Here is a 23,339-nt window from a genome sequence, read left to right on the forward strand (position 1 = left end):
ACGGGAGCTTGGCTTATTGCCGCAGCTTGCCTTCGATCGCCTCGACATCGCCGTCCTGTTCAATTTCGCGATCGATTTCAGTCTCGGCCTGGGCGGCGTCGGCCGCTGGGGGCGCAAACCGAAGGACAAGGTAACCTAGCACGCCGGAAAGCAGCGAGCCCGTTATCACCCCGAGCTTGGCTTCCTCGATCAGGTCTGGTGACGAGGCGAAGGCAAGCATTCCGATGAATAGGCTCATGGTGAAACCAATGCCGCACAACACTGAGAGACCATAGACCTGCAACCAGGTCGATCCGCGCGGGCGTTGGGCGATGCCGAGTTTCACTGCAGCCCAGATCAAGGAGAAAATACCGAGCTGCTTGCCAATGAACAGGCCAGCAGCGATGCCCAGGGGCAGCGGCTCCAGCAGGCTGCCGAGGCTGAAGCCCTCCAGTGAGATTCCTGCGTTGGCAAAGCCGAACAAGGGCACGATCAGGAAGGCAGACCAAGGATGGAGCGCGTGCTCAAGCCTATGCAACGGGGAATCTGGAGAATCTGGCGCTCCTGGGGTTGCCACCACGGGCACGGTGAAGGCTGCCAGGACACCTGCAATCGTGGCGTGGACGCCAGAGACCAGCACAGCGAACCAAAGAAGGACGAAGCCCAGGAGGTACGGCGCCAGATGGCGTACGCCTGCCCGGTTCATTGCCATCATGGCGCCAAGGATGACGGCCGCTGCCAACAGCGCGATGCCTTTGATGCTCGCGGTGTAGGCAAGTGCGATGATGACGACTGCGCCCATGTCATCAACGATCGCGACGGTGGTCAGGAACAGTTTGAGGGCCGTGGGAACGCGGCTGCCCAGCAAGGCCATCACTCCGATGGCAAACGCAATGTCGGTTGCGGCCGGGATAGCCCAGCCCTGGGTGAGGCCGGACGATTGTGCCGTGACAGCCAGGAACACCAGTGCTGGCGCAGCCATGCCACCCAGAGCAGCAATGAAGGGCAACCGGCGCTGCTGCCAGGTCACGAGACGACCATCGACGAACTCACGCTTGATCTCCAGGCCGACGAGCAGGAAGAAAACCGCCATCAGCGCATCGTTGATCCAGAGGTGAGGCGTCATCGGCCCCAACTTCTCGCTGAGCACTGGCCCGGTCTGCACGTGCAGGAGATGGAAATAGCTGTCGGCGAGCGGGCTGTTCGCAACAATCATGGCCAGCACGGCCACGGCCATCAGAATGACGCCACCCGCTGCTTCACTCCGCAGGAAGTCACGCAGAGCTGAAGGAGGGTGAGAAATCGAAGGCATACTGGACCAATCCTGAATTTCGCGCGGTTGCCTGAAGCGCTCGCTTGGTTGACGCTCGCGGTGAACAAGCGGGCTTCTTCGATAGATGCACCGCCGGTAATTTTGAATAGCTGGCGGCAATCGGCATGCGTGCTCGACACGATTCGGCTCGAGCTTGATGGGTTGCCCACCGACGGTCCGTGATGTCGATGCTATAGGGATTGCTGTGGGCAGGTAAGGAGAGAGCGACATGATCGCCCGCCGAGTGATTACCCGGTGATTGCCAGATTGAGAAGGCTGAATAGAAACATGGAATATAATCGTTCTAAACCATGGAGTTGTGCGATTTAGGCCGTAAGGTCTGGTACTTCCGGTATCGCCGGCGCTAGGGCCAACGCTTCGTCGCAAAAAACTCTCCCTTTAAGGTAGAGTATAATTTCTGCTTTTCGGCTAGAGATCGCCGTGCGCTACCCAGCGCCCCGTATCAGGGATGGGATTCGCGATGGACTTTCTTGCCGGCATCGATTTCACGGCGCTACTGCCCTTCATCGCGGTCGGCTTTGCCGCGCAGATGGTGGACGGTGCGCTCGGCATGGCCTTCGGGGTCATCTCGAACACCTTGATGGTGGGCGTCCTGGGCATTCCGCCGGCCCTCGCCTCGCAGCGCGTGCACATCGTCGAATGCTTCACCACGGCGACGTCAGGCATCAGCCACCTGCTGCACGGCAACGTCGACAAGAAGCTGTTCTTTCGGCTGCTGATCCCGGGCATGGCCGGTGGCATCCTTGGTGCCTACGTCCTCTCCTCGCTCGATGCCTCGCTGGTGAAGCCGTGGGTCCTGCTCTATCTCTCGGCCATCGGCATCTACCTGCTGGTGCGCGGCATCCTCTATCCGCCCAAGATCAAGGAAGCGGGCTGGGTGGCGCCGCTCGGCCTGCTCGGCGGTTTCCTCGATGCGGCGGGCGGCGGCGGCTGGGGCCCGGTCGTGACCTCGAACCTGCTGATCCAGGGCGCCGATCCGCGCAAGGTCGTGGGCACGGTCAACACGGTCGAGTTTTTCCTGACGCTCACCGTCTCGGCCACCTTCATCTGGCATCTGGGCGTTGCAGACGTTGCCGGCGCCACGCTCGGCTTCCTCATCGGCGGTCTTGCCGCCGCCCCCTTCGGAGCCTGGGCAGCCAAGCACATTCCCGCCAAGGCCATGCTCATCATGGTTGGCGTCGTGCTCACCCTCACAAGCCTTTACGGCGCCTACAAGGCCTTTGCCTGACGGCTTGGCCGCGCCCAGCGCCAATCATCCGTTAACCAAGTTCTGCGAACACTTGCGCGTGGCGGGGGCGAATCTCCCGCCGGAGGGCAAGATCATGGCGCGGTTCGATGCCAGTGGAATGACCATCGTGGAAATGCGCGAGTTCGCCAGCTTTACCGCGGGCGAACAGCGCTACATCCGCCGCAGCCTCGACATCGCGCTCGAGCGCGGGGAGGCGATTGAACGCTGGGCTCGCAACGCCGAAGAGGCAGCCGCCATCCGCCGCCAGACCATCATGTACCGCGATCTCGCCGATCTGCGAGGGATGCTTCCGCAAGTCGAGGACGTCGAGACGCTCGATCCCTTCATGGGGCGGCTTGTGGCCCTGTCGGCCTTCGATCTCGCGCAGGAACGGCTCGACGGCTTTTCCGCCTACCGCTTCCTCTACGAACGGCTCCTCGGCGCTGAAGTGCGCCCCTGGCTACCTTCGGCCTTCTGCGGGGCCGCCGCGCTTCCGGTGATCCGGCCCACGCGCCGCCGCGAGCTTCTCCAGTCGATCAGCGAAGCCGCAGCCACCGCGCACGGCTGGTCGATGCGCGCGCCGCAGTTCTACCCCCAGTTCGTCGAGGCGGAAGCGGCCTGAGGCCCGTTCAGGGCACCAGCACGGTATCGCGCGCCACTTCGTTGGTCTGCGGATAGTCGAGCGTATAGTGCAGACCCCGGCTCTCGTGCCGGGCGCGGGCGGAACGCACGATCAGTTCCGCGCTCTGCAGCAGGTTGCGCAGTTCGATGAGATCCGTGGTCACGCGGAAGTGGCCGTAGTAGTCGTTGACCTCGTCAGACAGCATCTGGATGCGGTGCGCCGCGCGCTCGAGCCGCTTGTTGGTCCGCACGATGCCGACGTAGTTCCACATGAACCGGCGGATTTCGGTCCAGTTCTGCTTGATGACCACTTCCTCGTCCGAGTCCGTCACCCGGCTCTCGTCCCAGGCGCGCACTTCGGGCGGTGCCTCGAAGCTGTCCCAGCGGCGCAGGATGTCGCGCGCGGCCGCATCGCCGAAGACGAAGCATTCCAGCAGGGAATTGGACGCCAGCCGGTTCGCGCCATGAAGCCCGCTTTCGGTGCATTCGCCGGCAGCATAGAGCCCTGGCAGGTCCGTCCGCCCGTCGAGATCGATCAGCACGCCGCCGCAGGTATAATGCTGCGCGGGCACCACCGGGATCGGCTGGGTCGTCATGTCGATGCCCAGCCCCAGCAGCTTCTCGTGGATGTTGGGGAAATGCCCCCGCACGAAATCCGCCGGCATGTGGCTGATGTCGAGATGCACGAAGTCGAGCCCGAACTTCTTGATCTCGGCGTCGATTGCCCGCGCCACGACGTCGCGAGGCGCGAGTTCGAGGCGCTGGGGATCGTAGAATTCCATGAACCGCGCGCCAGTGCGCGGATTGATGAGGCGCCCGCCTTCGCCGCGCACTGCCTCGGTGATGAGGAAGTTCTTGACCTCGAGGTTGTAGAGGCAGGTCGGGTGGAACTGCATCATTTCCATGTTGGAGACGCGCGCGCCTGCCCGCCATGCCATGGCGATGCCGTCGCCCGTTGCGCCGCGCGGGGCGGTGCTGAACTGATAGACGCGGCCCGCGCCGCCGGTGGCCAGGATCGTCGCCCGGGCGGTATGCGCTTCCACGGTGCCGCTCGCTTCGTCGAGGGCATAGACCCCCCAGACCCGGCCAGAACCGGAATAGCGCGCGGCCTCGTGGCGGCCCGTGATCAGGTCGATGCAGGTGCGGCCGGGCAGGAGCGTCACGTTGGGATGTTCGCGCGCGGCCTTGAGCAGCGCCTTCTGCACTGCCGCGCCCGTGGCATCGTCGACATGGACGATCCGGCGATGCGAATGCCCGCCTTCCCGCGTCAGATGGAGCGAACCCGCCTCGGCGTTGAAGGGCACGCCAAGGTCGACCAGCCGGCGGATCGCGGCGGGCGCATGTTCGACCACGAACTCCACCGTCTCGCGGCGGTTCAGGCCCGCGCCGGCGATCATCGTGTCGCGGATGTGGTCTTCGAAAGTGTCGCCGGCGTCGAGCACCGCCGCGATCCCGCCTTGCGCCCAGTTGGTCGAGCCGCCGTCGAGCCCGCCCTTGGCCAGGACAAGCACGCGGCAGGTTTCAGCAAGCACCAGCGCTGCGGTCAGGCCCGCCGCGCCCGAACCGATGATCAGGACATCGTGACTTTTCAGATCCTGGCCGCTCACGCGCACTTCTCCTTGCCGGGCCACCTGCGGCAGGCCTCGCCCTCCTAGCTTGGGGTCAGCGAACTTGGAAGGCCCCCAGCCCCTTGGGGTAAGTAAAGCCAATCTGGACGTTTTTAACTTGTGTTAACTGTTTGCCTATCTTGTTTCGCACCCGCAGCATGGTAGTTTCCCCAGGGGCGCGTCAGGGACGTGGAGTGGGTTTTTATGTCCGGTTTTAGGCTTTTTTGCCTCTTCAACAGCCATCGCCCGATACGCCATCAGGTAAAGTGGGACGGCATCAGCTATACCGGCGTCTGCAAGCATTGCGGCGCCAGGATTCAGCGCAGGGACTCGGGTGGCTGGCGCCGGACAAGGCAATCGCTGATCGGGGCCGAGGACAACTGATGAACGCTGGCGGCAAACGCCGTGAAGAATGCTCGCCGGCGCTCCGGTGCTTCTCCGGCCCCCCCGGTCAGGCTGTCAGCCGTCCTCGCGCGGTTGGCTGGTCAGCGTCACGAACACGTCCTCAAGGTCCGCTTCGCGCGTTGAAACATCGACGATCGCATATCCCTGGCCTTGGACCAGCGACATGACTTCGCCGGCATTCATGCGGTCCTTGTCGTAGCCGATCTCAATCTGCCGCTCGCCCGAAATCACGCTCTTCAGGAAGACCGGATGTTGCGGTGCAACATCGACATCGCGGTCGAGTGTCAGCACCACGATTTTTTCCCGCGCCATGTCGACAAGTTCGCGAGTCGGCTTGTTCGCGATCAGTCTTCCGTGGTTGATGATCGCGATGCGGTCGCACAGTTCTTCCGCTTCCTCGAGGTAGTGCGTCGTCAGGACGACAGTCACCCCGTCGCGGTTGAGTTCGCCGACCAGTTCCCACAACTGCCGCCGCAGTTCGACGTCGACGCCCGCCGTCGGCTCGTCGAGAACCAGGACCGGCGGCTGGTGGACCATCGCCTTGGCGATCAGCAGGCGCCGCTTCATGCCGCCCGAAAGCGAGCGGGCATAGGCATCGGCCTTGTCCGCCAGGTGCACCGCCCGCAGCAGTTCCATCGTGCGGCGCATGGCCTTCGGCACGCCATAGAGACCCGCCTGGTTTTCCAGCACTTCGGCGGGCGTGAAGAACGGGTCGAACACGATCTCCTGCGGCACGATCCCGATCGAGGCCTTGGCGTTGCGCACGTCGCGGTCGATGTCGTGGCCCCAGATCTCGACAGTGCCCGAAGTCTTCATCACCAGGCCCGCCAGCGTGTTGATGAGCGTGGACTTGCCCGCGCCGTTGGGCCCAAGCAGGCCGAAGATCTGCCCCTGCGGCACGTCGAAGCTCACGCCGTCGAGCGCCAGTTTGCCGCCACCCTGCTTCTGCGCCTTTCCTGTGGGCGCATAACGCTTGACGAGATCGCGGATACGGATGGCGGGGACGGGTTCGGAGGCGGCTTCCATGCGCCGCTGCCTGCACCACCGCGCACCAAAACGCAATTGTCTGTGGCTCCCGCATTTGCTAGCGCGGCGCCATGATTCAGCCGCCTGAAACCGTCTTCACCGATCATCACCGCGTAAAGTGCGATGGCGCCAGCGACATTCGCGGCGGCGCCGCGCTGGGGCACCCGCGCGTCTGGCTCGAAATCGACGAGAAGGGCTACGTCGAGTGCGGCTATTGCGACAAGCGCTTCGTCCTCAAGGGCGGTCCTGCGGATACTGCGGCGGCTGCCTGAACGGCGTTGCGCTCGCAGGGGCATTGCGCTCTCTGGCCTTTGCTGGATGAGCGCTTATATCGGACGGCATGACCGATCCCGACACGCGCTCGCTGCTCTACCGCTCTGGCCTGCTCACCCCGGATGATGCCCGGCGCCTCACGCGCGATGCGCTGACGGCCTGCGACGATGGCGAGCTCTATCTCCAGTTCATCGCCAGCGAGAGTTTCGGGTTCGACGACGGTCGGCTGAAGACTGCCGACTATTCCCGTGACGCCGGTTTCGGCCTGCGGGGCGTTTCGGGCGAAATGACCGGCTTTGCCCATGCCAACGAGATTTCCGCCGCCGCCATCGCCCGCGCCGGCGAGACGCTGAAGCTGCTCGACCCGGCAAAGGGCCAGCCCGCTCCGCCGCCGCGCAACAACAACCGCCATCTCTACACCGAAGCCTCCCCGCTCGATGCCGTGCCGTTCGAGGCCAAGGTTCGCCTGCTCGAATCGATCGACGCTGCCGCTCGCGCCCGCGATCCGCGCGTGGTGCAGGTCTCGGCCTCGCTCGCGGGATCGTGGTCGGTCGTGGAAATCGTGCGCCCGGATGGTTTCGTCGCCCACGACGTGCGGCCGCTCGTCCGCCTCAACGTCTCGATCGTCGCGGAAAAGGATGGCCGGCGCGAGACCGGTTCCTTTGGTATCGGCGGCCGGCGCCTCTACGACGATCTCTTCGCACCCGAAACCTGGAGCCGCGCTATCGACGAGGCGCTTTCCCAGGCGCTCGTGAACCTCGAATCGGTCGCGGCCCCGGCGGGCGAGATGACCGTGCTGCTTGGCCCGGGCTGGCCCGGCGTTCTCCTCCACGAAGCTGTCGGCCACGGCCTGGAAGGCGATTTCAACCGCAAGGGAACCAGCGCGTTCTCGGGCCGCATCGGCCAGCGCGTCGCTGCACCCGGGGTGACCGTGATCGATGACGGCACGTTGCTTGGCGTCAATGGGCAGGGCCGCCGCGGCTCGCTCTCCATCGACGACGAGGGCACGCCAACCCAGGAGAACATCCTGATCGAGGACGGCATTCTCAAGGGCTACATCCAGGATCGCCTCAATGCCCGGCTCATGGGCGTGGCGCCCACCGGTAACGGTCGGCGCGAATCCTATGCCCATGCCCCCATGCCGCGCATGACCAACACCTTTATGCGCGCAGGCAACGACGATCCCGCAGAACTGCTCTCTCGCGTGAAGAACGGCATCTTTGCCAAGTCTTTCGGCGGCGGGCAGGTCGACATAACCAGCGGCAAGTTCGTGTTCTCCTGCACCGAGGCCTATCACATCGAGAACGGCAGGCTCGGCGCGCCGATCAAGGGCGCGACTCTGATTGGCGACGGCCCGACCTGTCTCACCAAGGTCACCGGGATCGGCAACGACCTCGCCCTCGATGAAGGCGTCGGCGTCTGCGGCAAGGGCGGGCAGAGCGTGCCGGCCGGCGTCGGACAGCCGACCTTGCTGGTCGAGGGTCTTACGGTGGGCGGTACGGCGTGACCGAGGCGGGCGCGGAGATCACCGGGGGATGCCCCTGCGGTGCCCTCCGCTACCGCGCCGCCTAACACGGATTCGTGCCCTATGCCTGCCACTGCCACGGCTGCCAGCGGCGGCAGGGCACGTCCTTCGCGCTCAACCAGCAGGTTCTTCTTGCGGGGTTTGTCGCGGAGGGAGAGGTCCTCGTATCGGAGGTCGAAGGCCACGGCGGAGCGCGGGTCGCGCATCACGCCTGCCCCCGTTGCCTGACGCGGGTCTGGACCGTGAACGACCAGCGCCCCGAAGTCGCCACCATCCGCACCGGCACCCGCGACGACAGTCCCGACCTCGTCCCCGCCTTCCACATCTGGACCTCCAGGATGCAGCCGTGGATCGCGCTTCCCGAAGGCGCCGTCCATTTCGCGCAGCAGCCCGAAAGTCGCGAGGAGTGGATGAACCTTGTCCTGCCCGAAGGTTTGCGCGAGCATCCGCGTTAGGCAGTCAGCACGGGTTCAGCCGGCCCGCGCTATCGATCAGGGATCGAATCGAAAGGAAGTGGCAGCCATGAAGAGAACCGCGAGCATCCTTGCCGCCGCGCTCGCCGCCGGATCGCTCCTCGCTGCGGGAACGGCCGCCGACGCCAAGCCTCGTCTCACCGCCGAACAGCAGCTTGCCAAGGCGCTGGAAGGCCGCGTCGCCGGCGAGCCGGTGGACTGCATCTTCACCCCCCGCGTCACCTCGACCCGCATCTACGACAAGACCGCCATCGTCTATGACGCGGGCAGCACGATCTGGGTGAACCGTCCCGATTCCGGAGCTTCGGCGCTCGACAACGACGACATTCTCGTCACCCGCCAGTTCGGTGCGCAGCTCTGCAATGTCGATGTGGTCCACATGGTCGACAGGACCGGCGGCTTCTGGCGCGGGTCGGTGGGGCTCGGAAAGTTCGTGCCCTACAAGAAGGTGAAGGTCGCCCAGGCGCACTGACGCATGTGGAAAGGCGAACGGCGGTGGGGTAAGGGGCGTCCATGACGCTCCGCCTCGCCACCGCCGCCGATGCCGCGGCCATCGCCGACCTCGGCCGCCGCGCCTTCATCGCAAAGTTCGGTCACCTCTACAGCGCTGAAAACCTTGCCGCTTTCCTGGATGACGCGCACACTGCCGCCAAGGTGTCGGGCGAACTCGCCAACCCGGACATGAAAGTCGCGGTGATCGAAGAGGACGGCCGTCTCGCCAGCTTCTGCAAGATCGTCCGGACGAGCGGACTCCCGCGCCACACTGCGGCCAAAAAGCCAATGGAACTCAAGCAGTTGTACACCGACCCCGATCTCATCGGCCGGGGCCACGGCGCGCGCCTGATGGACTGGGCGCTGGCCGAGGCGCGGGCCTGGGGCGCGGACGAGATCCAGCTTTCAGTCTATGCAGACAATCCGCAGGCGCAGAAGTTCTACCGCCGCTACGGGTTGGAGAAAGTCGCCGACATCGAATTCTGGGTGGGCGACCACTGCGACCCGGAGTTCATGTTCGCAGGGCCTCTCCAGCTCCCCGCCGAGGCCCGCAACCCCGGTCCCATGTGCAGGTAGGTGCTTTCAGGTGCCTTTAGGTGCCTTTCAGGTCGCTGCGTAAATCCCTATAGAGGCCCCATGTCATCGGTACGTCCCTGGCGCGATATCGCGCGTCGCAAGAGCCGCCAGATCATGGTCGGCACGGTCCCCGTCGGCGGCGATGCCCCGATCACCGTGCAGACCATGACCAACACCCCGACGTCCGACGCCGTCGCCACGATCGACCAGATCCGTCGCTGCGAGGAAGCGGGCGCCGATCTTATCCGCGTGTCCTGTCCCGACGTGGAAAGCACAGCGGCCTTCCGCCAGATCGCCCGGGCCGCCCGGGTTCCGCTGATCGCGGACATCCACTTCCACTACAAGCGCGCGCTCGAAGCGGCCGATGCGGGGGCCGCGTGCCTGCGCATCAATCCGGGCAACATCGGCAGCAGCGACCGCGTGGCCGAAGTGGTCCGCGCCGCCAAGGCCAACGGCTGCGCGATCCGCATCGGCGTCAACGCTGGCAGCCTCGAGAAAGACCTGCTCGAAAAGTACGGCGAGCCCTGTCCCGAAGCGCTCGTCGAATCCGCGCTCGACCATATCAAGCTGCTGCAGGACCACGATTTCCACGAATACAAGGTGGCGGTTAAGGCCTCCGACGTGTTCCTCGCCGTCGCCGCCTACATGGGCCTTGCAGAAGCGGTCGATTGCCCGCTGCATCTTGGCATTACCGAGGCAGGCGGGCTGATCGGCGGGACGGTGAAATCGTCCGTCGGCATCGGCAACCTGCTCTGGGCCGGCATCGGCGACACCTTGCGCGTCTCGCTTTCGGCCGAACCGGAAGAGGAAGTGCGCGTCGGGTTCGAGATCCTCAAGACGCTGGGCCTGCGCACGCGCGGCGTCCGCGTCGTGTCGTGTCCGTCCTGCGCTCGGCAGGGTTTCGACGTGATCCGGACCGTGGAGGCGCTGGAAAAGCGGCTGACGCACATCAAGACGCCGATCTCGCTTTCCGTACTGGGCTGCGTCGTCAATGGACCGGGCGAAGCCCGCGAGACCGATATCGGCCTCACCGGCGGCGGCAACGGCAAGCACATGGTCTATCTTTCGGGCGTGACCGACCACCACGTCCAGTCGGAGGACATGCTAGACCACATCGTCTCGCTGGTCGAACAGAAGGCTGCGGAAATGGAAGCCGCTGCCGCAGAAGCGGAAGCGGCAGCCTGAATCAGGTCCCGGTTGCGAGCGCCAGGGACAGGACCACGGCGTTCGAGGCGACGTGGGTGAGGATCGCGGCCACCAGGCCGATCCTGACGCGGATGTAGCCGAGCATCACTCCGGTCCACGCCTGCGGCAGGACCATCGGCAGGGCCAGCAGCGAGACCTGCGGGTAATTGGCCAGGTGCAGGGCCGCGAAGACCAGCACGGTCCCGTAGAATATGGCGGGAAAGGCGCTGGCGAAGCGGGGCGGAATATCCTCGCGCCGGCGCAGCTTCCACCACAGGACGCAGGCGGCGAGCGCAGTGGCGGCAAGGATCGGGAGGCCGATCAGCGGCTTGCCCCGGCCCAGCGCCACGAACGCCGCGAGCCCTGCCACGGTGACCGCCAGCGCCGCCAGCGCGCGGGGGCGTCCGCCCAGCCAGGCGCGGAAGAACAGTTCCTCCAGCACCGGCGCAAGGATCACCGCGCCGCCCCACAGCGCCAGCGGGCTCATGCCGTCGAAGGCATCGGGCGAGGGCAGGCCGAAGGCCTTCTGCCAGAGCAGCATGGCCTGCACCACCACTGCGCACAGCACCAGGATCTGGAACACGGTGAGCGTGGTCCACAATCGCCATGCGCCCGGCGCACGGAGCCCCTGGCCCCGCAAGACGGTGGGTTTGCGAAGGAAGGCGGCGAGTTCGGAAAGGGTCCGGCGAAGCGACATCGGGTCTTCATGCCTGCATTCGCGCAGCCACGCCACAGGGGACAAACGCCATTTCAGTGCCCGGATTGCCCGAAAGCCTCGCGTCGGCTAGGGGCGGGCCAGACTCTTACCTCGGCAAGAAGCACGGATCATGGCAGGCCATTCCAAATTCAAGAACATCATGCACCGCAAGGGCGCGCAGGACAAAAAGCGCTCGGCGATGTTTTCCAAGCTTTCGCGCGAAATCACGGTCGCGGCCAAGATGGGCATGCCCGACCCGGACATGAACCCGCGCCTGCGCGCCGCAATCAACGCGGCCAAGGCGCAGTCGATGCCCAAGGACAACATCGCGCGCGCGATCGACAAGGCATCCAAGGGCGAAGGCGATAACTACGAGGAAGTGCGCTACGAAGGCTACGGCCCCGGCGGCGTCGCGATCATCGTCGAAGCGCTGACCGACAACCGCAACCGCACCGCCACCAACGTGCGCACCGCCTTCGCCAAGAACGGCGGCAACCTCGGTGCCTCGGGCGCGGTGAGCCACGGCTTCGAACGCCTCGGCCTGATCGAATACCCCGGCAAGGTCGGCGACGAGGAAAAGGTCCTCGAGGCCGCGATCGAAGCGGGTGCCGAGGATGTCGAATCCGACATGGGCGATGGCGACGAGAACCCCGGCAGCCACCAGATCTGGGTCGCCGTCGAATCGCTGCACGAAGTTGCCCGCGAACTCGAAAAGACCCTGGGTGAGGCCGAAGGCGTCAAGCTGGCATGGAAGCCGAGCATGAAGACCTCGGTCGATGCCGACAATGCCGCCACCCTGCTCAAGCTGATCGACGTCCTCGAAGACGACGACGACGTCCAGACCGTCTGGGGCAATTACGATATCCCTGACGACGTCATGGAAACGCTGGGCTGATCGCCATGTGGCAACTGGCCGCGAAGGCGCTGCTTTCGGGCGTGCTGATCGCGGCCATTGCGGAAATCGGCAAACGCCTGCCTGCATTGGGCGCGCTGGTCGCCTCGCTTCCGCTCGTCTCGGTGCTCGGCATGGTGTTCCTGTGGAACGCGCGGCCCGACGCCGAGAACATGGCGATCCATGCCGAGGCGACGTTCTGGTACGTCCTGCCCTCGCTGCCGATGTTCCTCGTGATCCCGGCCCTGCTGCGTCATGGCGTGCCGTTCTGGATATCACTTATCGCCGGCTGCTTGCTGACAGTCCTGCTCTATCTGGCAATGATGCAACTGGCCCCGCGCATCGGACTGAAACTGTAAGATGATCATCCTCGGCATCGACCCCGGCCTCACCGTCACCGGCTGGGGCGTCGTCGCCAAGTCGGGCAGCCGGTTGAGCCACGTGGCCAACGGCCAGATCCGCACTGACAACAAGGCCACGATGGCCGAGCGCCTCGTCGAACTCGATTCCGCGCTCGCCGCCGTGATCGACATCTACAAGCCCGATACCGGCGCGGTCGAAGAGGTCTTCGTCAACGTCAATCCGCAGTCCACGCTGAAGCTGGGGCAGGCACGCGGCGTGGCGATGGTCGCCGTGGCGCGCTCCGGCATTCCGGTGGCGGAATATCCGACCAAGGTCATCAAGAAGGCGCTGGTCGGGACGGGCGGCGCCGAAAAGCAGCAGATCCAGCACATGCTCAAGATCCTGCTCCCCGGCGTTCAACTGGCGGGCGAGGATGCCTCCGACGCATTGGCCGTGGCGATTACCCACGCCAACATGCTGGGCAGCCATCGATAGCGGAACCAGCGGCAATCGGCGCCGCATTGCGGAAGCCGGAAGCCTGCAAGTCCACCCGCTTGCCCCTGCCTGCGTTCCCTGCCATAGGAACAAACCATGATCGCCAAGCTCACCGGCATTCTTGACGACACCGGGCCCGATTGGGCCGTGATCGACGTGAACGGCGTCGGCTACCTCGTCCATTGCTCGGCCAAGACGCTCACCCATCTCGGCCTCCGGGGTGACAAGGTCGTCGTCCACACCGAAATGCAGGTGAGCGAGACCGACCAGCGCCTGATCGGCTTTACCAGCGCGGGCGAACGCGCGTGGTTCCGGCTGCTGACGGCGGTGCAGGGCGTCGGCAGCAAGGTCGCTCTTGCAATCCTTTCGGCACTGTCGGTCGAGGAACTCCAGCGCGCCTGTGCCCACGGCGACAGCGCGATGGTGGCGCGCGCCAATGGCGTCGGCCCCAAGCTCGCCAGCCGCATCGTCAACGAACTGAAGGACAAGGCCGGCGGTCTTGCGGGCTATGCCTCGCCGGTCGGCCCGGGCGGCGAGGCCTTCGTCGCGCCCCCTGGAAATGCCAGCGCGGATGCGGTCTCGGCCTTGCAGAACCTCGGTTTCAAACCCGCCGTCGCCAGCAGCGCCGTCGCCGCAGCAGTCAAGGAACTGGGCGAGGATGCGGGGTTGAACGACCTGGTGCGCGTGGCGCTGAAGCGGGCGGCGGGATAACGAATGACCGACAACCCGCTCCTTTCCTCCGCCTCGCAGATCGAGGATCAGGACGCCGCGCTGCGGCCCAAGACGCTGGCCGAGTTCGTCGGCCAGGCCGGGGCCAAGGACAACCTGCAGGTCTTCATCGAAAGCGCCAAGCAGCGGCGCGAGGCGATGGACCATGTGCTGTTCTTCGGCCCTCCCGGCCTTGGCAAGACGACGCTGGCGCAGATCATTGCGCGCGAACTGGGCGTCAATTTCCGTGCCACGTCCGGCCCGGTCATCGCCAAGGCGGGGGACCTCGCCGCGCTGCTAACCAATCTCGAACATGGCGACGTCCTGTTCATCGACGAGATCCACCGCCTCAATCCCGTGGTCGAGGAAGTGCTCTATCCGGCGATGGAGGACCGCGCGCTTGATCTCATCATCGGGGAAGGTCCCTCGGCGCGATCTGTGCGGATCGATCTGCCACCCTTCACCCTGATCGGCGCGACCACGCGCCAGGGCCTGTTGCAGACGCCGCTGCGCGACCGTTTCGGCATTCCGGTGCGCCTGCAGTTCTATTCGGTCGAGGAACTTGAGCGCGTGGTCGCGCGCGGGGCGAGCCTGATGGGCATCGGCATCGACAAGGGCGGGGCGACCGAGATTGCCCGTCGCTCGCGCGGGACGCCGCGTGTCGCCGGCCGCCTGCTGCGGCGGGTGCGCGACTTCGCGCAGGTTGCGGGCGCGGAGAAGATCACACAATCGATCGCCGACAATGCTTTGACCCGGCTGGAGGTCGACAAGATCGGCCTCGATCTTCAGGATCGCCGCTATCTCACCATGATCGCGGACATCTACAAGGGCGGGCCGGTGGGCGTGGAGACCCTGGCAGCGGGGCTTTCCGAACCGCGCGACACGATCGAGGAAGTGATCGAGCCCTACCTGATCCAGCTCGGTATGATCGCCCGCACCGCGCGCGGGCGGTGCCTCAACGACCGTGGCTGGCAGCATCTCGGCCTTGCTCCGCCCTCGGGCCAGATGCCGGGGCTGTTCGGCCCGGACGAGTGACCGGTTAAGGACTTCCCGGCGGATCGGTCCCATATTGGCACAGAGTGGGCCCGGGCCGGTCGATGGTCCCGTTTTCGGGCAGATTCAACACCCGGAATCCGGTTAACGGCATTGCTCATGCTGGCGGCATCTGCGTTGTTCGATGGGTCGGGAAAGGCCGCAGGACGTTAACCCGTTCCTGCTAGGGCTCCCACCCAGATAGAACGAGAGCAAAGATCATGTCGGTTCGGATGGCACTGGCGAAACTGGCGGCGGCAGCCGCAGGCGGGGCGATGCTCGGCGGCGGCGCGGTGCATGTGTCGGAGGCACCCTCGAAGGGTGAAATCCACCACGTGAAGCCGGTCAAGGTGAAGAAAGCGAAGCCTGCCAAGCGAGTCGTCGCGCGCCGCGCCGCGCCACGCGAAGTGCATCGCGCGCGCCGCGTCGTCACCACCACGACCACCAGGACCTGCGAGCCGGCGCAGCAGATGGCGATGGTGCCGGTGCCCTACATGCCGCCCATGCCGCCCCAGCCTGTCGGTGGATCGGGTGGCGGCGTGCCCGTGGTGATCGGCGGCGGCGGCATCGGCGGCTTCGGGGGTGGCTTCTTCGGCGGGTTCTTCGGCGGAGGCAGCAGCGGCGGCAGCGTCGTCGTCTCCTCCACCAGCACAGGCTCCACCTCGACGTCAGGCGGTTCGACCTCGACGTCCGGCGGATCGACTTCGACCAGCTCGGGCGGCAGCTCGACCACGACGGGTGGGGTCTCCACCTCGACCGGCGGCGTCTCGACCTCGACCTCCACGTCTTCGGGCAATGTCTCGACGTCGAGCGGGTCGGTCAGCACGTCTTCGGGCAACGTCTCGACCAGTTCCGGCAACGTCAGCACCTCTTCGGGGAACGTGAGCACGAGTTCGTCGACTTCCACATCGTCGGGCAATGTCAGCACCAGCTCCTCGACGTCCTCGTCCACTTCGAGCAGCACCAGCTCGTCGACCTCGACTTCCTCTTCGACCTCCAGTTCGACCTCGTCCTCGACGTCCAGCTCGAACGGCGGGACGACGACGTCGTCGACCAGCGGCGGCACCGAGGTGCCCGAGCCTTCGATGGTCATCCTGTTCGGCGCGGCGGCCGCGGGGCTCGTCGCGCGGCGGCGTTACGGCAAGCCGAAGAGCGCCTGAGCAAAGGATTTGCTGCCTGCTCCGGCGGGCGGACGGGAAGGGCGGTCTCCGGGGGGAGCCGCCCTTTTTCGTACCTGGTTCGCGGTGCGGAAGGCGCGCAGCAAAAAGCCCGCCGGGTTGTCCCGGCGGGCCTTTCGTTCCGGCAGTGCCGCCAGCTTCTTACGAAGCGAGCTTGCGCAGCACGTAGTGCAGGATGCCGCCGTTCATGAAGTACTCGACTTCGTTGGCGGTATCGATGCGGCACAGTGCGGTGAAGGTCAGCTTGGTGCCGTCCTTGCGCGTCACTTCGACTTCCACGTCCTGGCGCGGCTGGAGGTTCGCGACGCCCTTGATCGTGAAGGTGTCGTCGCCCGAGAGCGCGAGCGAGGTGCGGTTCTGGCCTTCCTTGAACTGGAGCGGCAGCACGCCCATGCCGACGAGGTTCGAGCGGTGGATGCGCTCGAAGCTCTCGACGATCACGGCGCGAACGCCGAGCAGGTTGGTGCCCTTGGCCGCCCAGTCGCGCGAAGAGCCCGTGCCGTATTCCTTGCCCGCGATCACGACCGTCGGCGTGCCGTCGGCCTTGTGCTTCATGGCAACGTCATAGACCGAGCCGACCTCGTCGCCGTAGCGCGAGAAGCCGCCTTCGACGCCGGGGACCATTTCGTTCTTGATGCGGATGTTGGCGAAGGTGCCGCGCATCATCACTTCATGGTGGCCACGGCGCGCGCCGTAGGAGTTGAAGTCCGCCTTCGCGACCTGGTGCTCCATCAGCCACTTGCCCGCCGGGCTGTCAGCCTTGATCGAGCCGGCCGGCGAGATGTGGTCGGTGGTGATCGAATCGCCCAGGATGAGCAGCGGCTTGGCATCGATGATGTCGCTGACCGGAGCCGGCGTCATCGACATGCCTTCGAAGTAGGGCGGGTTGGCGACATAAGTCGAGCCGGCGCGCCAGGAGTAGGTTTCCGAACCCGTGACGTTGATCGCCTGCCAGTGCGCATCGCCCTTGTAGACGTCGGCATAGCGGGCCTGGAACATGGCGCGGTCCATGCAGCCGGCCATGGTGGTCGCGACTTCGCTGTTCGAGGGCCAGATGTCCTTGAGATAGACGTCAGCGCCGTCCTTGCTCTTGCCGATCGGGGTGGTGGTGAAGTCCTCGATCACCGTGCCCTTGAGTGCATAGGCGACGACCAGCGGCGGCGACGCGAGGAAGTTCGCGCGCACGTCGGGCGAGACGCGGCCTTCGAAGTTGCGGTTGCCCGAGATCACGGCGGCGGCCACGAGGCCGTTGTCGTTGATCGCCTTGCTGATCGGTTCGGCGAGCGGGCCCGAGTTGCCGATGCAGGTGGTGCAGCCATAACCGACGAGGTTGAAGCCGACGGCGTCCAGGTGTTCCTGCAGGCCTGCCTTGTTCAGGTAGTCGGTGACGACCTGCGAGCCGGGCGCCAGCGAGGTCTTGACCCAGGGCTTGGGCTTCAGGCCCAGCTCGTTGGCCTTCTTGGCGACGAGGCCTGCGGCAACCAGCACGCCCGGGTTCGAGGTGTTGGTGCACGAGGTGATCGCCGCGATTGTGACGTCGCCGTCACCGATGTCGAAGTCCTTGCCTTCGACCGGAACGCGGGTGGGGGTCTTCTTGTAGGTGTTCGCCATGTCGGCGTTGAACACGTCGTCGACTTCGGGAAGCGAGACGCGGTCCTGCGGGCGCTTGGGACCGGCGAGCGAGGGCACGACAGTGCCGAGGTCGAGTTCCAGCGTCGAGGAGAAGATCGGCTCGACCGACGGGTCGATCCAGAAGCCCTGCTCCTTGGCATAGGCTTCGACGAGCGCGATCTGAGCCTCTTCGCGGCCGGTGAGGCGCATGTAGTCGAGGGTCTTCTCGTCGATTCCGAAGAAGCCGCAGGTCGCGCCGTATTCGGGTGCCATGTTGGCCAGCGTCGCACGGTCGGCCAGCGACAGGGCGGCAAGGCCGGGGCCGTAGTATTCGACGAAACGGCCGACCACGCCGTGCTTGCGCAGCAGGTTGGTGCAGGTCAGCACGAGGTCGGTGGCGGTGACGCCTTCCTTCAGTTCGCCGGTGAACTTGAAGCCCACCACTTCGGGGATGAGCATCGAGACGGGCTGGCCGAGCATCGCGGCCTCGGCCTCGATCCCGCCGACGCCCCAGCCCAGCACACCAAGGCCATTGACCATGGTGGTGTGGCTGTCGGTGCCGACGCAGGTGTCGGGGTAGGCAACCGTCGCGCCGTTCTGGTCGGTGCTGGTCCACACCGTCTGCGCGATGTTTTCAAGATTGACCTGGTGGCAGATGCCGGTGCCCGGGGGCACTGCGTAGAAGTTGTTGAGGCTCTTCGAACCCCACTTGAGGAAATCGTAGCGCTCCATGTTGCGCTGGTATTCGATTTCCATGTTCTCTTCGAAGGCCTTGGGATGGCCGAACTCGTCAACCATGACCGAGTGGTCGATGACGAGGTTCACGGGGACCAGCGGATTGATCTTGCTGGTGTCACCGCCAAGCGTGGCGATGGCATCGCGCATCGCGGCAAGATCGACCACGCAGGGAACGCCGGTGAAGTCCTGGAGCAGCACGCGCGCCGGGCGGTACTGGATCTCGTTGTTCGATTCGGCGGGGTTCTTCTGCCAGTCGACCACCGCCTTCACGTCGTCGGTCGAGACGGTGAAGCCACCGTCCTCGAAGCGCAGGAGGTTTTCGAGAAGGACCTTCATCGAGAAGGGCAGGCGCGAGATGTCGCCGAACTTCTCGGAGGCCTTCTTGAGCGAGTAGTAGGCGAACTCCTTGCCGCCCACGTTCATCGTGCTGCGGGTGCCGAGCGTATCCTGTCCGACCTGGGTCATGGCTGTGCGTCTTCCCTCCTGTCGCGGCCGTTGCCAACGAATGCCGCGCGGGGAATCGCCCTTGGGCCTGGAGCCCGTGGCGGCGCGGCGGTTTACGGCCTGAAAGCGAGAGGGGCGATGCGCGCAAACCTGCCCCTCGTCAAGGGCGGGAGGGGCGCATTTTTCGCAAGTGCGGTGCGATTCGTCCGCTATTTCCGCTTATTGATTTGCAATTGCAAAAGCGGTCGGGTTGCCTGATCAGGCGGCCTTGACGGCAGGCGCGGTCCCGCCCTTGCGGGTCGCGTAGAGACAGCCCGCGACGATAAGGGTGACGCCTGCCAGCATCGAGGCGGTGACCGGCTCGGCGAAGGCTACCCAGCCGACGATGGCGGCCCAGATGAACGCGGTATATTCGAGCGGCACCAGCACTTGCGCTTCGGCGCGGCCATAGGCCCAGCTCAGCAGCATCAGCGATGCGGCCGACAGCAGGGCGGAGACGATCAGTAGCCACCAGACCGTGCCGGTGGGAAAGGGCGCCAGCCACCACGCGCCAAGGCCGAGAAAGCCGAACTGGACCAGCGCCTGGAAGAAGGCGACTTCTTCCGGCTTTGCCAGAAGCGCCTGCTGGCGTTGCAGGACCAGGTTCCATGCGTAGAGGACGGCCGAGACCAGCGTTGCGACGAGGCCCTTCACCGCTTCGGCATCGGCGGGGCCATCGAACTTGCCGCCCGCGATCACGATGACGCCCGCAAGCGCCAGTACGGAACCGCCAATGGCAGACCGGCGCACCTTCTCGCCCAGCAGCAGCGCGGCGAGGTAGAGCGCGATGAGCGGCGCTATGAACGAAAGCGCGATGCCTTCGGCCAGCGGCAGGCGGACGATGCCGTAGAAGAACAGCGTCGCCATGATGGAAGCGACCGACCCGCGCAGGAGATGGACCTTGAGCGTGGTCCACGCGGGCCAGCCCTGTCCCCGCCACAGCCAGAGCGGCAGCATCAGGAGCGACCCCGCAAGACCGCGCCAGCACATCGCGGCATAGGCGCCGATGGCGAGCGAGGCGGCCTTCATCACGCCGTCCATCAACGAGAACAGCGCCAGGCCGAACAGTGCGGCAAGAACCGGGAGCAAAGGGACGCGGTGATCGTTCATCGGTCATGCCATAGGCAAACCGGTTGCGTCTTGAAACCATGTTGTGTCCCGCGGCCGGGGATTCGGACTTCAGGGTGATTCAGCCTTCAGACAGGCGCGGCGCTTGATAGTGATCGGGGCTTGGGGCAGGACATCTTTGAAATGACGGCTCCCGCAGCCAAAATGCGAGTGAACGGGGAAGTGCGAAAAGTGAAGCGTGCGAATCTCGGGGCCGGCCTTTCCGGCATGCTTGGCGTGGCTGTCGTGGCGCTGACCTTTGCTTCCCAACCACTCGCGGCGAAGGCCGGAACTCAGGCGGGATCTCAGGCCGGCACTCAGGCCGGCACTCAGGCCGGCACTCAGGCCGGTCCGGTTGACCTGACCAAGCAGGCCAAGCCTGCGCCGGTCGTTGCTCCGACGGCAACGCCGACTGCGGCCCCCGCTGCATCACCCACAGTATCGCCCACTGCCGCGCCGGTCGAAGCGCCGACGCCTGTGCCTGCGCCGCACTGGACGCAGAGCGATGCGCAAGGCCTGCTCGCCATGATCAAGGGCATCGGCGCCGAAGGGCTGTTCCCCAGGGACTACCAGCCCGAGGCATTGTCGGCCGCGATCCTGAAGGGCGAAGGGCCCGAACTCGACGAGACGGCAACGCGCCTGTTCACCTGGCTGGCCGAGGACCTGCGCGATGGCCGCACACCGATGACGGCGCGCGTGCAGTGGTTCGCGGTCGACCCCGACCAGGACGTCCACCCGACCTCGCTGATCCTTGCTGATGCCCTTGCAAGGCACGACGTGAAGGGCGCGCTCATGGCACTGCTGCCAACGGTGCCGGACTATGCCGCGCTCAAGGCCGCGCTGCCCAAGGCGCAGACCCAGAAGCAGGCCGCGCTGATCCGCGCCAACATGGATCGCTGGCGCTGGCTGGCGCGCGACCTGGGCACGCAGTACCTGCTGGCCAACGTCCCCGAGCAGGTGCTCCGCCTGACGGTGCGCAACAAGATCATCAGCACCTACAAGGTCATCGTTGGCAAGCCCGGCAAGACTGCGACCCCGCAGCTGGCCGAGACGGTGGAAGGCGTGATCTTCAATCCCACATGGACCGTGCCGCAGTCGATCGTCGTCGGCGAAGGGCTGGGCGCACGTCTGGTCAACAACCCGCGTCAGGCCGAGCGCGAGGGCTACAAGGTGACCAAGGCGGGGGATGGCACGATCTATGTCGTCCAGCAGCCGGGCGACAACAACTCGCTGGGCCGGATGAAGCTCGACATGCCCAACGAGCACGCGATCTTCCTGCACGATACGCCCAACCGCAACCTGTTCAACCTGCCCGCCCGCGCGCTCAGCCACGGTTGCGTGCGCGTGGAGCGGGCGACCGAGCTGGCCATGACAATGGCGATCCTCGGGGCCGGGATGACTCCCGACGATGCCGTCGCCGCGCATACCTCGAAGGTCTATACCAAGGTGCCGATGACCAAGACATTCCCGGTCTATCTCACCTACTTCACCGTCGCGCGCGACGTGAACGGAATGCTGCGGTCCTTCCCGGACATCTACAACCGCGACGCGCCGGTGCTCGCCACCTTCGCCCAGCCCCGCCAGCTCCACACGACCCAGCGCAAGAGCAACGAGGAAGTCATCAAGCTCGACAATCCGCTCTAGGCCAAGCATGCGGACCCGCGAGAGCGTCTGTCGCCGCAAGGTGCGCTATGCCTCGCGCGGGGAGGCGATGGAGGCCGCGACTGCCAGCGGCCTCATCCTCTACGCTTATGCCTGCGATCGTTGTTTCCGCTTTCACCTGACCAGCCGCACCAAGGGCCGGCGGCGCCAGCCCGCTTCCGCTGAGCCGGGCCGGGTTCAGCCCAGCCCGAGCCTGTCGGCGTAGATCAGGCGGCCGCCCGAGAGGTGCCAGAGCGCCTCGTTGAAATCGGTCTCGCTCATGGCGAAGCAACCGTCGGAACGGCCGAGCTTGCCCCATTTGTCGAGCATCGCGGGGTCGGCGTACCAGGCCGGGTGAAGCACGATCGCGCGGTCGAGGACGTTCGAGTTTTCGGGCGAGAGGCCGCCGAGGCGGATCGAGGTGCCGTATTTGCCCTTGTACCATTCGTAGGTGACATAGGCCCCGCGCGAGGTGGCAAGGCTGCCCACGTCGTTCGAGAACGTCTTGAGAAAGCCGTCATGCTCCGGATCGGAGCCGCGGCCGTGCGCCACCAGGAACGAGCGAACCTCGCCCCGGTCGAGATTGGCGAAGTGGAAGCGCGGGAGCGAGGACGGCAGCGCGAAGTCGGCGATGGCGACAATGTCGGTCCGCCACAGCGATGCGCGGTGGCGCTCGACCTGCTCCTTGGCGATTTCCAGCACGCGGCGGTGCTGCTCCGTCGGGTAATAGGTCGCCGCCGCCACGCGGGGCGGAAATACCGCGGCGGCGGCGCTTGCCGCGACGCCTGCGATTACCGTTCGCCTGTCAACTTCGATGCTCATGTCCCGTCCCGTACCACGCGATTGCCTTATCCAGCGTGAACGCATCGCATTCTATGCGATTTCGACGGAATTTCCAGCATTCGCGCCAAGCCGAGCCAGCGCGTCGCCATCCACCCGCATCACGGTCCATTCGTCCATCAGGCGCGCGCCGAGCGACTTGTAGAAGCCGATCGCCGGTTCGTTCCAGTCCAGCACCGACCATTCGAGGCGCGCGCAATCGCGTTCGGTCGCAAGGGCCGCGAGGTGGGAGAGCAGCGCCTTGCCCAGGCCCGAGCCGCGTGCGGCGGGCTGGACGAAGAGGTCCTCGAGATAGATTCCCGGCTTGCCCTCGAAGGTCGAGAAATTGTGGAAGAACAGGGCGAAGCCCTGCGCCTCGCCATCGATCTCGCCGATCGCCACTTCGGCGTAGGGGCGCGGGCCGAACAGCTTCTCGCCCAGCACGGCTTCGTCGAAGCGCACTTCGTGGGCCAGCTTCTCGTATTCCGCGAGAGCGCGGACGAGGCGAGCCACAAGAGGCAGGTCGTCAGGCGTTGCGGCGCGGATGGAAATGCTCATCCGCGCCTTCTACCTTTGCCCTGCGAACTTGCAATCAGTCGATGCCGAGGGCGTTCTTGTAGGTTTCCAGGACCGCTTCCATTTCGCGGCGGTCATCGGGCTTCATTTTACGCAGGCGGACGATCTGGCGCATGATCTTGGCGTCGTAGCCGGTGGCCTTGGCCTCGTTGTAGACGTCCTTGATGTCGTCGCCGATGCCCTTCTTTTCCTCTTCGAGGCGTTCGATGCGCTCGATCAGGAGGCGCAGGCGGTCGTCGGCGGAATCGGCCATCGGGAAAGTCTCCGGGTAAGCGGGTGAATCGGTTCGCGCGGCTG

Annotated in this window: 26 protein-coding genes; 16 read left to right on the forward strand and 10 right to left on the reverse strand. The window is 65.5% G+C overall.

Translation table 11 applies throughout. The features are described from left to right. Positions 1-13 precede the first annotated feature (13 nt). The gene (nhaA, locus tag SARO_RS02035; protein WP_011444069.1) at positions 14-1,291 is read right to left on the reverse strand and encodes a Na+/H+ antiporter NhaA; all 1,278 of its coding nucleotides are present in this window, start codon (positions 1,289-1,291) and stop codon (positions 14-16) included. Positions 1,292-1,772: 481 nt separating this feature from the next. Between nhaA and SARO_RS02040 the strand changes: the two genes are divergently transcribed. Together SARO_RS02040 and SARO_RS02045 are read left to right on the forward strand one after the other, a co-directional pair. Further along, a complete protein-coding gene (locus tag SARO_RS02040) occupies positions 1,773-2,540 on the forward strand; it encodes a sulfite exporter TauE/SafE family protein (protein ID WP_011444070.1) in 768 nt (255 codons plus the stop codon). 94 nt (positions 2,541-2,634) lie between these two features. Then, the gene (locus SARO_RS02045) at positions 2,635-3,162 is read left to right on the forward strand and encodes a hypothetical protein (protein WP_011444071.1); all 528 of its coding nucleotides are present in this window, start codon (positions 2,635-2,637) and stop codon (positions 3,160-3,162) included. 7 nt (positions 3,163-3,169) lie between these two features. Here the strand turns inward: SARO_RS02045 and nadB are convergent, their stop codons facing one another. Next, positions 3,170-4,768, reverse strand: a complete 1,599-nt coding sequence (gene nadB / locus SARO_RS02050; protein WP_011444072.1) for an L-aspartate oxidase — start codon at positions 4,766-4,768, stop codon at positions 3,170-3,172. Positions 4,769-5,227: 459 nt separating this feature from the next. Further along, a complete protein-coding gene (locus SARO_RS02055; protein WP_041549951.1) occupies positions 5,228-6,199 on the reverse strand; it encodes an ABC transporter ATP-binding protein in 972 nt (323 codons plus the stop codon). Between the two features lie 71 nt (positions 6,200-6,270). Here SARO_RS02055 and SARO_RS02060 point away from each other — a divergent pair, with 71 nt between their 5' ends. The 6 genes from SARO_RS02060 to ispG all read left to right on the forward strand — a co-directional run bounded on the left by SARO_RS02060 (position 6,271) and on the right by ispG (position 10,723). Continuing rightward, complete coding sequence (locus tag SARO_RS02060; RefSeq protein WP_011444074.1) at positions 6,271-6,471, forward strand: zinc-finger domain-containing protein; 201 nt, start codon at positions 6,271-6,273, stop codon at positions 6,469-6,471. Positions 6,472-6,539: 68 nt separating this feature from the next. After that, positions 6,540-7,979 (forward strand): metalloprotease TldD, encoded by a 1,440-nt coding sequence (tldD, locus tag SARO_RS02065; RefSeq protein ID WP_011444075.1) that lies wholly within the window; start codon positions 6,540-6,542, stop codon positions 7,977-7,979. Positions 7,980-8,053: 74 nt separating this feature from the next. Beyond that, positions 8,054-8,452, forward strand: coding sequence for a GFA family protein (locus SARO_RS02070; protein ID WP_011444076.1), 399 nt, complete (start codon positions 8,054-8,056; stop codon positions 8,450-8,452). A gap of 67 nt (positions 8,453-8,519) precedes the next feature. Continuing rightward, complete coding sequence (locus tag SARO_RS02075; RefSeq protein ID WP_011444077.1) at positions 8,520-8,942, forward strand: hypothetical protein; 423 nt, start codon at positions 8,520-8,522, stop codon at positions 8,940-8,942. 41 nt (positions 8,943-8,983) lie between these two features. After that, positions 8,984-9,538, forward strand: coding sequence for a GNAT family N-acetyltransferase (locus tag SARO_RS02080; RefSeq protein ID WP_011444078.1), 555 nt, complete (start codon positions 8,984-8,986; stop codon positions 9,536-9,538). Between the two features lie 60 nt (positions 9,539-9,598). Next, on the forward strand, positions 9,599-10,723 hold the full coding sequence (gene ispG, locus SARO_RS02085) for a flavodoxin-dependent (E)-4-hydroxy-3-methylbut-2-enyl-diphosphate synthase (protein ID WP_011444079.1): 1,125 nt from the start codon (positions 9,599-9,601) through the stop codon (positions 10,721-10,723). A 1-nt stretch (position 10,724) separates the two neighbouring features. On the opposite strand, the gene SARO_RS02090 is transcribed toward ispG, so the two are convergent. Further along, positions 10,725-11,420 carry a CPBP family glutamic-type intramembrane protease gene (locus tag SARO_RS02090; protein WP_011444080.1) on the reverse strand — a complete coding sequence of 232 codons (696 nt, stop codon included), beginning with the start codon at positions 11,418-11,420 and terminating at the stop codon, positions 10,725-10,727. 130 nt (positions 11,421-11,550) lie between these two features. Between SARO_RS02090 and SARO_RS02095 the strand changes: the two genes are divergently transcribed. The 5 genes from SARO_RS02095 to ruvB all read left to right on the forward strand — a co-directional run bounded on the left by SARO_RS02095 (position 11,551) and on the right by ruvB (position 14,892). Further along, positions 11,551-12,315 carry a YebC/PmpR family DNA-binding transcriptional regulator gene (locus SARO_RS02095; protein ID WP_011444081.1) on the forward strand — a complete coding sequence of 255 codons (765 nt, stop codon included), beginning with the start codon at positions 11,551-11,553 and terminating at the stop codon, positions 12,313-12,315. A gap of 5 nt (positions 12,316-12,320) precedes the next feature. Next, positions 12,321-12,671, forward strand: a complete 351-nt coding sequence (locus SARO_RS02100; protein ID WP_011444082.1) for a DUF3147 family protein — start codon at positions 12,321-12,323, stop codon at positions 12,669-12,671. Between the two features lies 1 nt (position 12,672). Then, the gene (ruvC, locus tag SARO_RS02105) at positions 12,673-13,149 is read left to right on the forward strand and encodes a crossover junction endodeoxyribonuclease RuvC (protein ID WP_011444083.1); all 477 of its coding nucleotides are present in this window, start codon (positions 12,673-12,675) and stop codon (positions 13,147-13,149) included. A gap of 96 nt (positions 13,150-13,245) precedes the next feature. Next, a complete protein-coding gene (gene ruvA, locus SARO_RS02110) occupies positions 13,246-13,860 on the forward strand; it encodes a Holliday junction branch migration protein RuvA (protein WP_011444084.1) in 615 nt (204 codons plus the stop codon). A gap of 3 nt (positions 13,861-13,863) precedes the next feature. Next, positions 13,864-14,892: a Holliday junction branch migration DNA helicase RuvB gene (gene ruvB, locus SARO_RS02115; protein WP_011444085.1), complete on the forward strand. Its 1,029-nt coding sequence runs from the start codon at positions 13,864-13,866 to the stop codon at positions 14,890-14,892. Between the two features lie 487 nt (positions 14,893-15,379). Here ruvB and SARO_RS21420 read toward each other — a convergent pair whose 3' ends face one another. Next, positions 15,380-15,982 carry a hypothetical protein gene (locus SARO_RS21420; protein ID WP_049759281.1) on the reverse strand — a complete coding sequence of 201 codons (603 nt, stop codon included), beginning with the start codon at positions 15,980-15,982 and terminating at the stop codon, positions 15,380-15,382. Here SARO_RS21420 and SARO_RS21425 point away from each other — a divergent pair. Beyond that, positions 15,975-16,049: a hypothetical protein gene (locus SARO_RS21425; RefSeq protein ID WP_234007430.1), complete on the forward strand. Its 75-nt coding sequence runs from the start codon at positions 15,975-15,977 to the stop codon at positions 16,047-16,049. The two genes, SARO_RS21420 and SARO_RS21425, sit on opposite strands and share 8 nt — an antisense overlap. 159 nt (positions 16,050-16,208) lie before the next feature. On the opposite strand, the gene acnA is transcribed toward SARO_RS21425, so the two are convergent. Together acnA and SARO_RS02130 are read right to left on the reverse strand one after the other, a co-directional pair. Further along, positions 16,209-18,881 (reverse strand): aconitate hydratase AcnA, encoded by a 2,673-nt coding sequence (gene acnA, locus SARO_RS02125; RefSeq protein WP_011444087.1) that lies wholly within the window; start codon positions 18,879-18,881, stop codon positions 16,209-16,211. Between the two features lie 237 nt (positions 18,882-19,118). Then, on the reverse strand, positions 19,119-20,009 hold the full coding sequence (locus SARO_RS02130) for a DMT family transporter (protein WP_011444088.1): 891 nt from the start codon (positions 20,007-20,009) through the stop codon (positions 19,119-19,121). A gap of 141 nt (positions 20,010-20,150) precedes the next feature. On the opposite strand from SARO_RS02130, the gene SARO_RS02135 reads away from it, so the two are divergent. Beyond that, entirely contained in the window at positions 20,151-21,650 is a 1,500-nt protein-coding gene (locus SARO_RS02135; protein ID WP_011444089.1) for a L,D-transpeptidase family protein, read from the forward strand. A 7-nt stretch (positions 21,651-21,657) separates the two neighbouring features. Next, the gene (locus SARO_RS21290; protein WP_041549956.1) at positions 21,658-21,873 is read left to right on the forward strand and encodes a hypothetical protein; all 216 of its coding nucleotides are present in this window, start codon (positions 21,658-21,660) and stop codon (positions 21,871-21,873) included. Here the strand turns inward: SARO_RS21290 and SARO_RS02145 are convergent. From SARO_RS02145 to SARO_RS02155, 3 genes are read right to left on the reverse strand one after another with little or no spacing between them, the layout of a single operon-like run. Beyond that, positions 21,846-22,469: a murein L,D-transpeptidase catalytic domain-containing protein gene (locus SARO_RS02145; RefSeq protein WP_011444090.1), complete on the reverse strand. Its 624-nt coding sequence runs from the start codon at positions 22,467-22,469 to the stop codon at positions 21,846-21,848. The genes SARO_RS21290 and SARO_RS02145 overlap by 28 nt on opposite strands. A 51-nt stretch (positions 22,470-22,520) precedes the next feature. Next, positions 22,521-23,024: a GNAT family N-acetyltransferase gene (locus tag SARO_RS02150; RefSeq protein ID WP_011444091.1), complete on the reverse strand. Its 504-nt coding sequence runs from the start codon at positions 23,022-23,024 to the stop codon at positions 22,521-22,523. Between the two features lie 34 nt (positions 23,025-23,058). Next, entirely contained in the window at positions 23,059-23,295 is a 237-nt protein-coding gene (locus SARO_RS02155) for a DUF2312 domain-containing protein (RefSeq protein ID WP_011444092.1), read from the reverse strand. Positions 23,296-23,339 lie beyond the last annotated feature (44 nt).

This window comes from Novosphingobium aromaticivorans DSM 12444 (assembly GCF_000013325.1).
GTDB lineage: Bacteria > Pseudomonadota > Alphaproteobacteria > Sphingomonadales > Sphingomonadaceae > Novosphingobium > Novosphingobium aromaticivorans.

Excerpts from the sequence above, each read along its gene's own strand:
- nhaA (WP_011444069.1), bottom strand. The coding sequence starts at position 1,291 with ATGCCTTCGATTTCTCACCCTCCTTCAGCTCTGCGTGACTTCCTGCGG.
- SARO_RS02040 (WP_011444070.1), top strand. The coding sequence starts at position 1,773 with ATGGACTTTCTTGCCGGCATCGATTTCACGGCGCTACTGCCCTTCATC.
- SARO_RS02045 (WP_011444071.1), top strand. The coding sequence starts at position 2,635 with ATGGCGCGGTTCGATGCCAGTGGAATGACCATCGTGGAAATGCGCGAG.
- SARO_RS02055 (WP_041549951.1), bottom strand. The coding sequence starts at position 6,199 with ATGGAAGCCGCCTCCGAACCCGTCCCCGCCATCCGTATCCGCGATCTC.
- SARO_RS02060 (WP_011444074.1), top strand. The coding sequence starts at position 6,271 with ATGATTCAGCCGCCTGAAACCGTCTTCACCGATCATCACCGCGTAAAG.
- tldD (WP_011444075.1), top strand. The coding sequence starts at position 6,540 with ATGACCGATCCCGACACGCGCTCGCTGCTCTACCGCTCTGGCCTGCTC.
- SARO_RS02075 (WP_011444077.1), top strand. The coding sequence starts at position 8,520 with ATGAAGAGAACCGCGAGCATCCTTGCCGCCGCGCTCGCCGCCGGATCG.
- SARO_RS02080 (WP_011444078.1), top strand. The coding sequence starts at position 8,984 with ATGACGCTCCGCCTCGCCACCGCCGCCGATGCCGCGGCCATCGCCGAC.
- ispG (WP_011444079.1), top strand. The coding sequence starts at position 9,599 with ATGTCATCGGTACGTCCCTGGCGCGATATCGCGCGTCGCAAGAGCCGC.
- SARO_RS02090 (WP_011444080.1), bottom strand. The coding sequence starts at position 11,420 with ATGTCGCTTCGCCGGACCCTTTCCGAACTCGCCGCCTTCCTTCGCAAA.
- SARO_RS02095 (WP_011444081.1), top strand. The coding sequence starts at position 11,551 with ATGGCAGGCCATTCCAAATTCAAGAACATCATGCACCGCAAGGGCGCG.
- SARO_RS02100 (WP_011444082.1), top strand. The coding sequence starts at position 12,321 with ATGTGGCAACTGGCCGCGAAGGCGCTGCTTTCGGGCGTGCTGATCGCG.
- ruvC (WP_011444083.1), top strand. The coding sequence starts at position 12,673 with ATGATCATCCTCGGCATCGACCCCGGCCTCACCGTCACCGGCTGGGGC.
- ruvA (WP_011444084.1), top strand. The coding sequence starts at position 13,246 with ATGATCGCCAAGCTCACCGGCATTCTTGACGACACCGGGCCCGATTGG.
- ruvB (WP_011444085.1), top strand. The coding sequence starts at position 13,864 with ATGACCGACAACCCGCTCCTTTCCTCCGCCTCGCAGATCGAGGATCAG.
- SARO_RS21420 (WP_049759281.1), bottom strand. The coding sequence starts at position 15,982 with ATGACCATCGAAGGCTCGGGCACCTCGGTGCCGCCGCTGGTCGACGAC.
- acnA (WP_011444087.1), bottom strand. The coding sequence starts at position 18,881 with ATGACCCAGGTCGGACAGGATACGCTCGGCACCCGCAGCACGATGAAC.
- SARO_RS02130 (WP_011444088.1), bottom strand. The coding sequence starts at position 20,009 with ATGAACGATCACCGCGTCCCTTTGCTCCCGGTTCTTGCCGCACTGTTC.
- SARO_RS02135 (WP_011444089.1), top strand. The coding sequence starts at position 20,151 with ATGACGGCTCCCGCAGCCAAAATGCGAGTGAACGGGGAAGTGCGAAAA.
- SARO_RS21290 (WP_041549956.1), top strand. The coding sequence starts at position 21,658 with ATGCGGACCCGCGAGAGCGTCTGTCGCCGCAAGGTGCGCTATGCCTCG.
- SARO_RS02145 (WP_011444090.1), bottom strand. The coding sequence starts at position 22,469 with ATGAGCATCGAAGTTGACAGGCGAACGGTAATCGCAGGCGTCGCGGCA.
- SARO_RS02150 (WP_011444091.1), bottom strand. The coding sequence starts at position 23,024 with ATGAGCATTTCCATCCGCGCCGCAACGCCTGACGACCTGCCTCTTGTG.
- SARO_RS02155 (WP_011444092.1), bottom strand. The coding sequence starts at position 23,295 with ATGGCCGATTCCGCCGACGACCGCCTGCGCCTCCTGATCGAGCGCATC.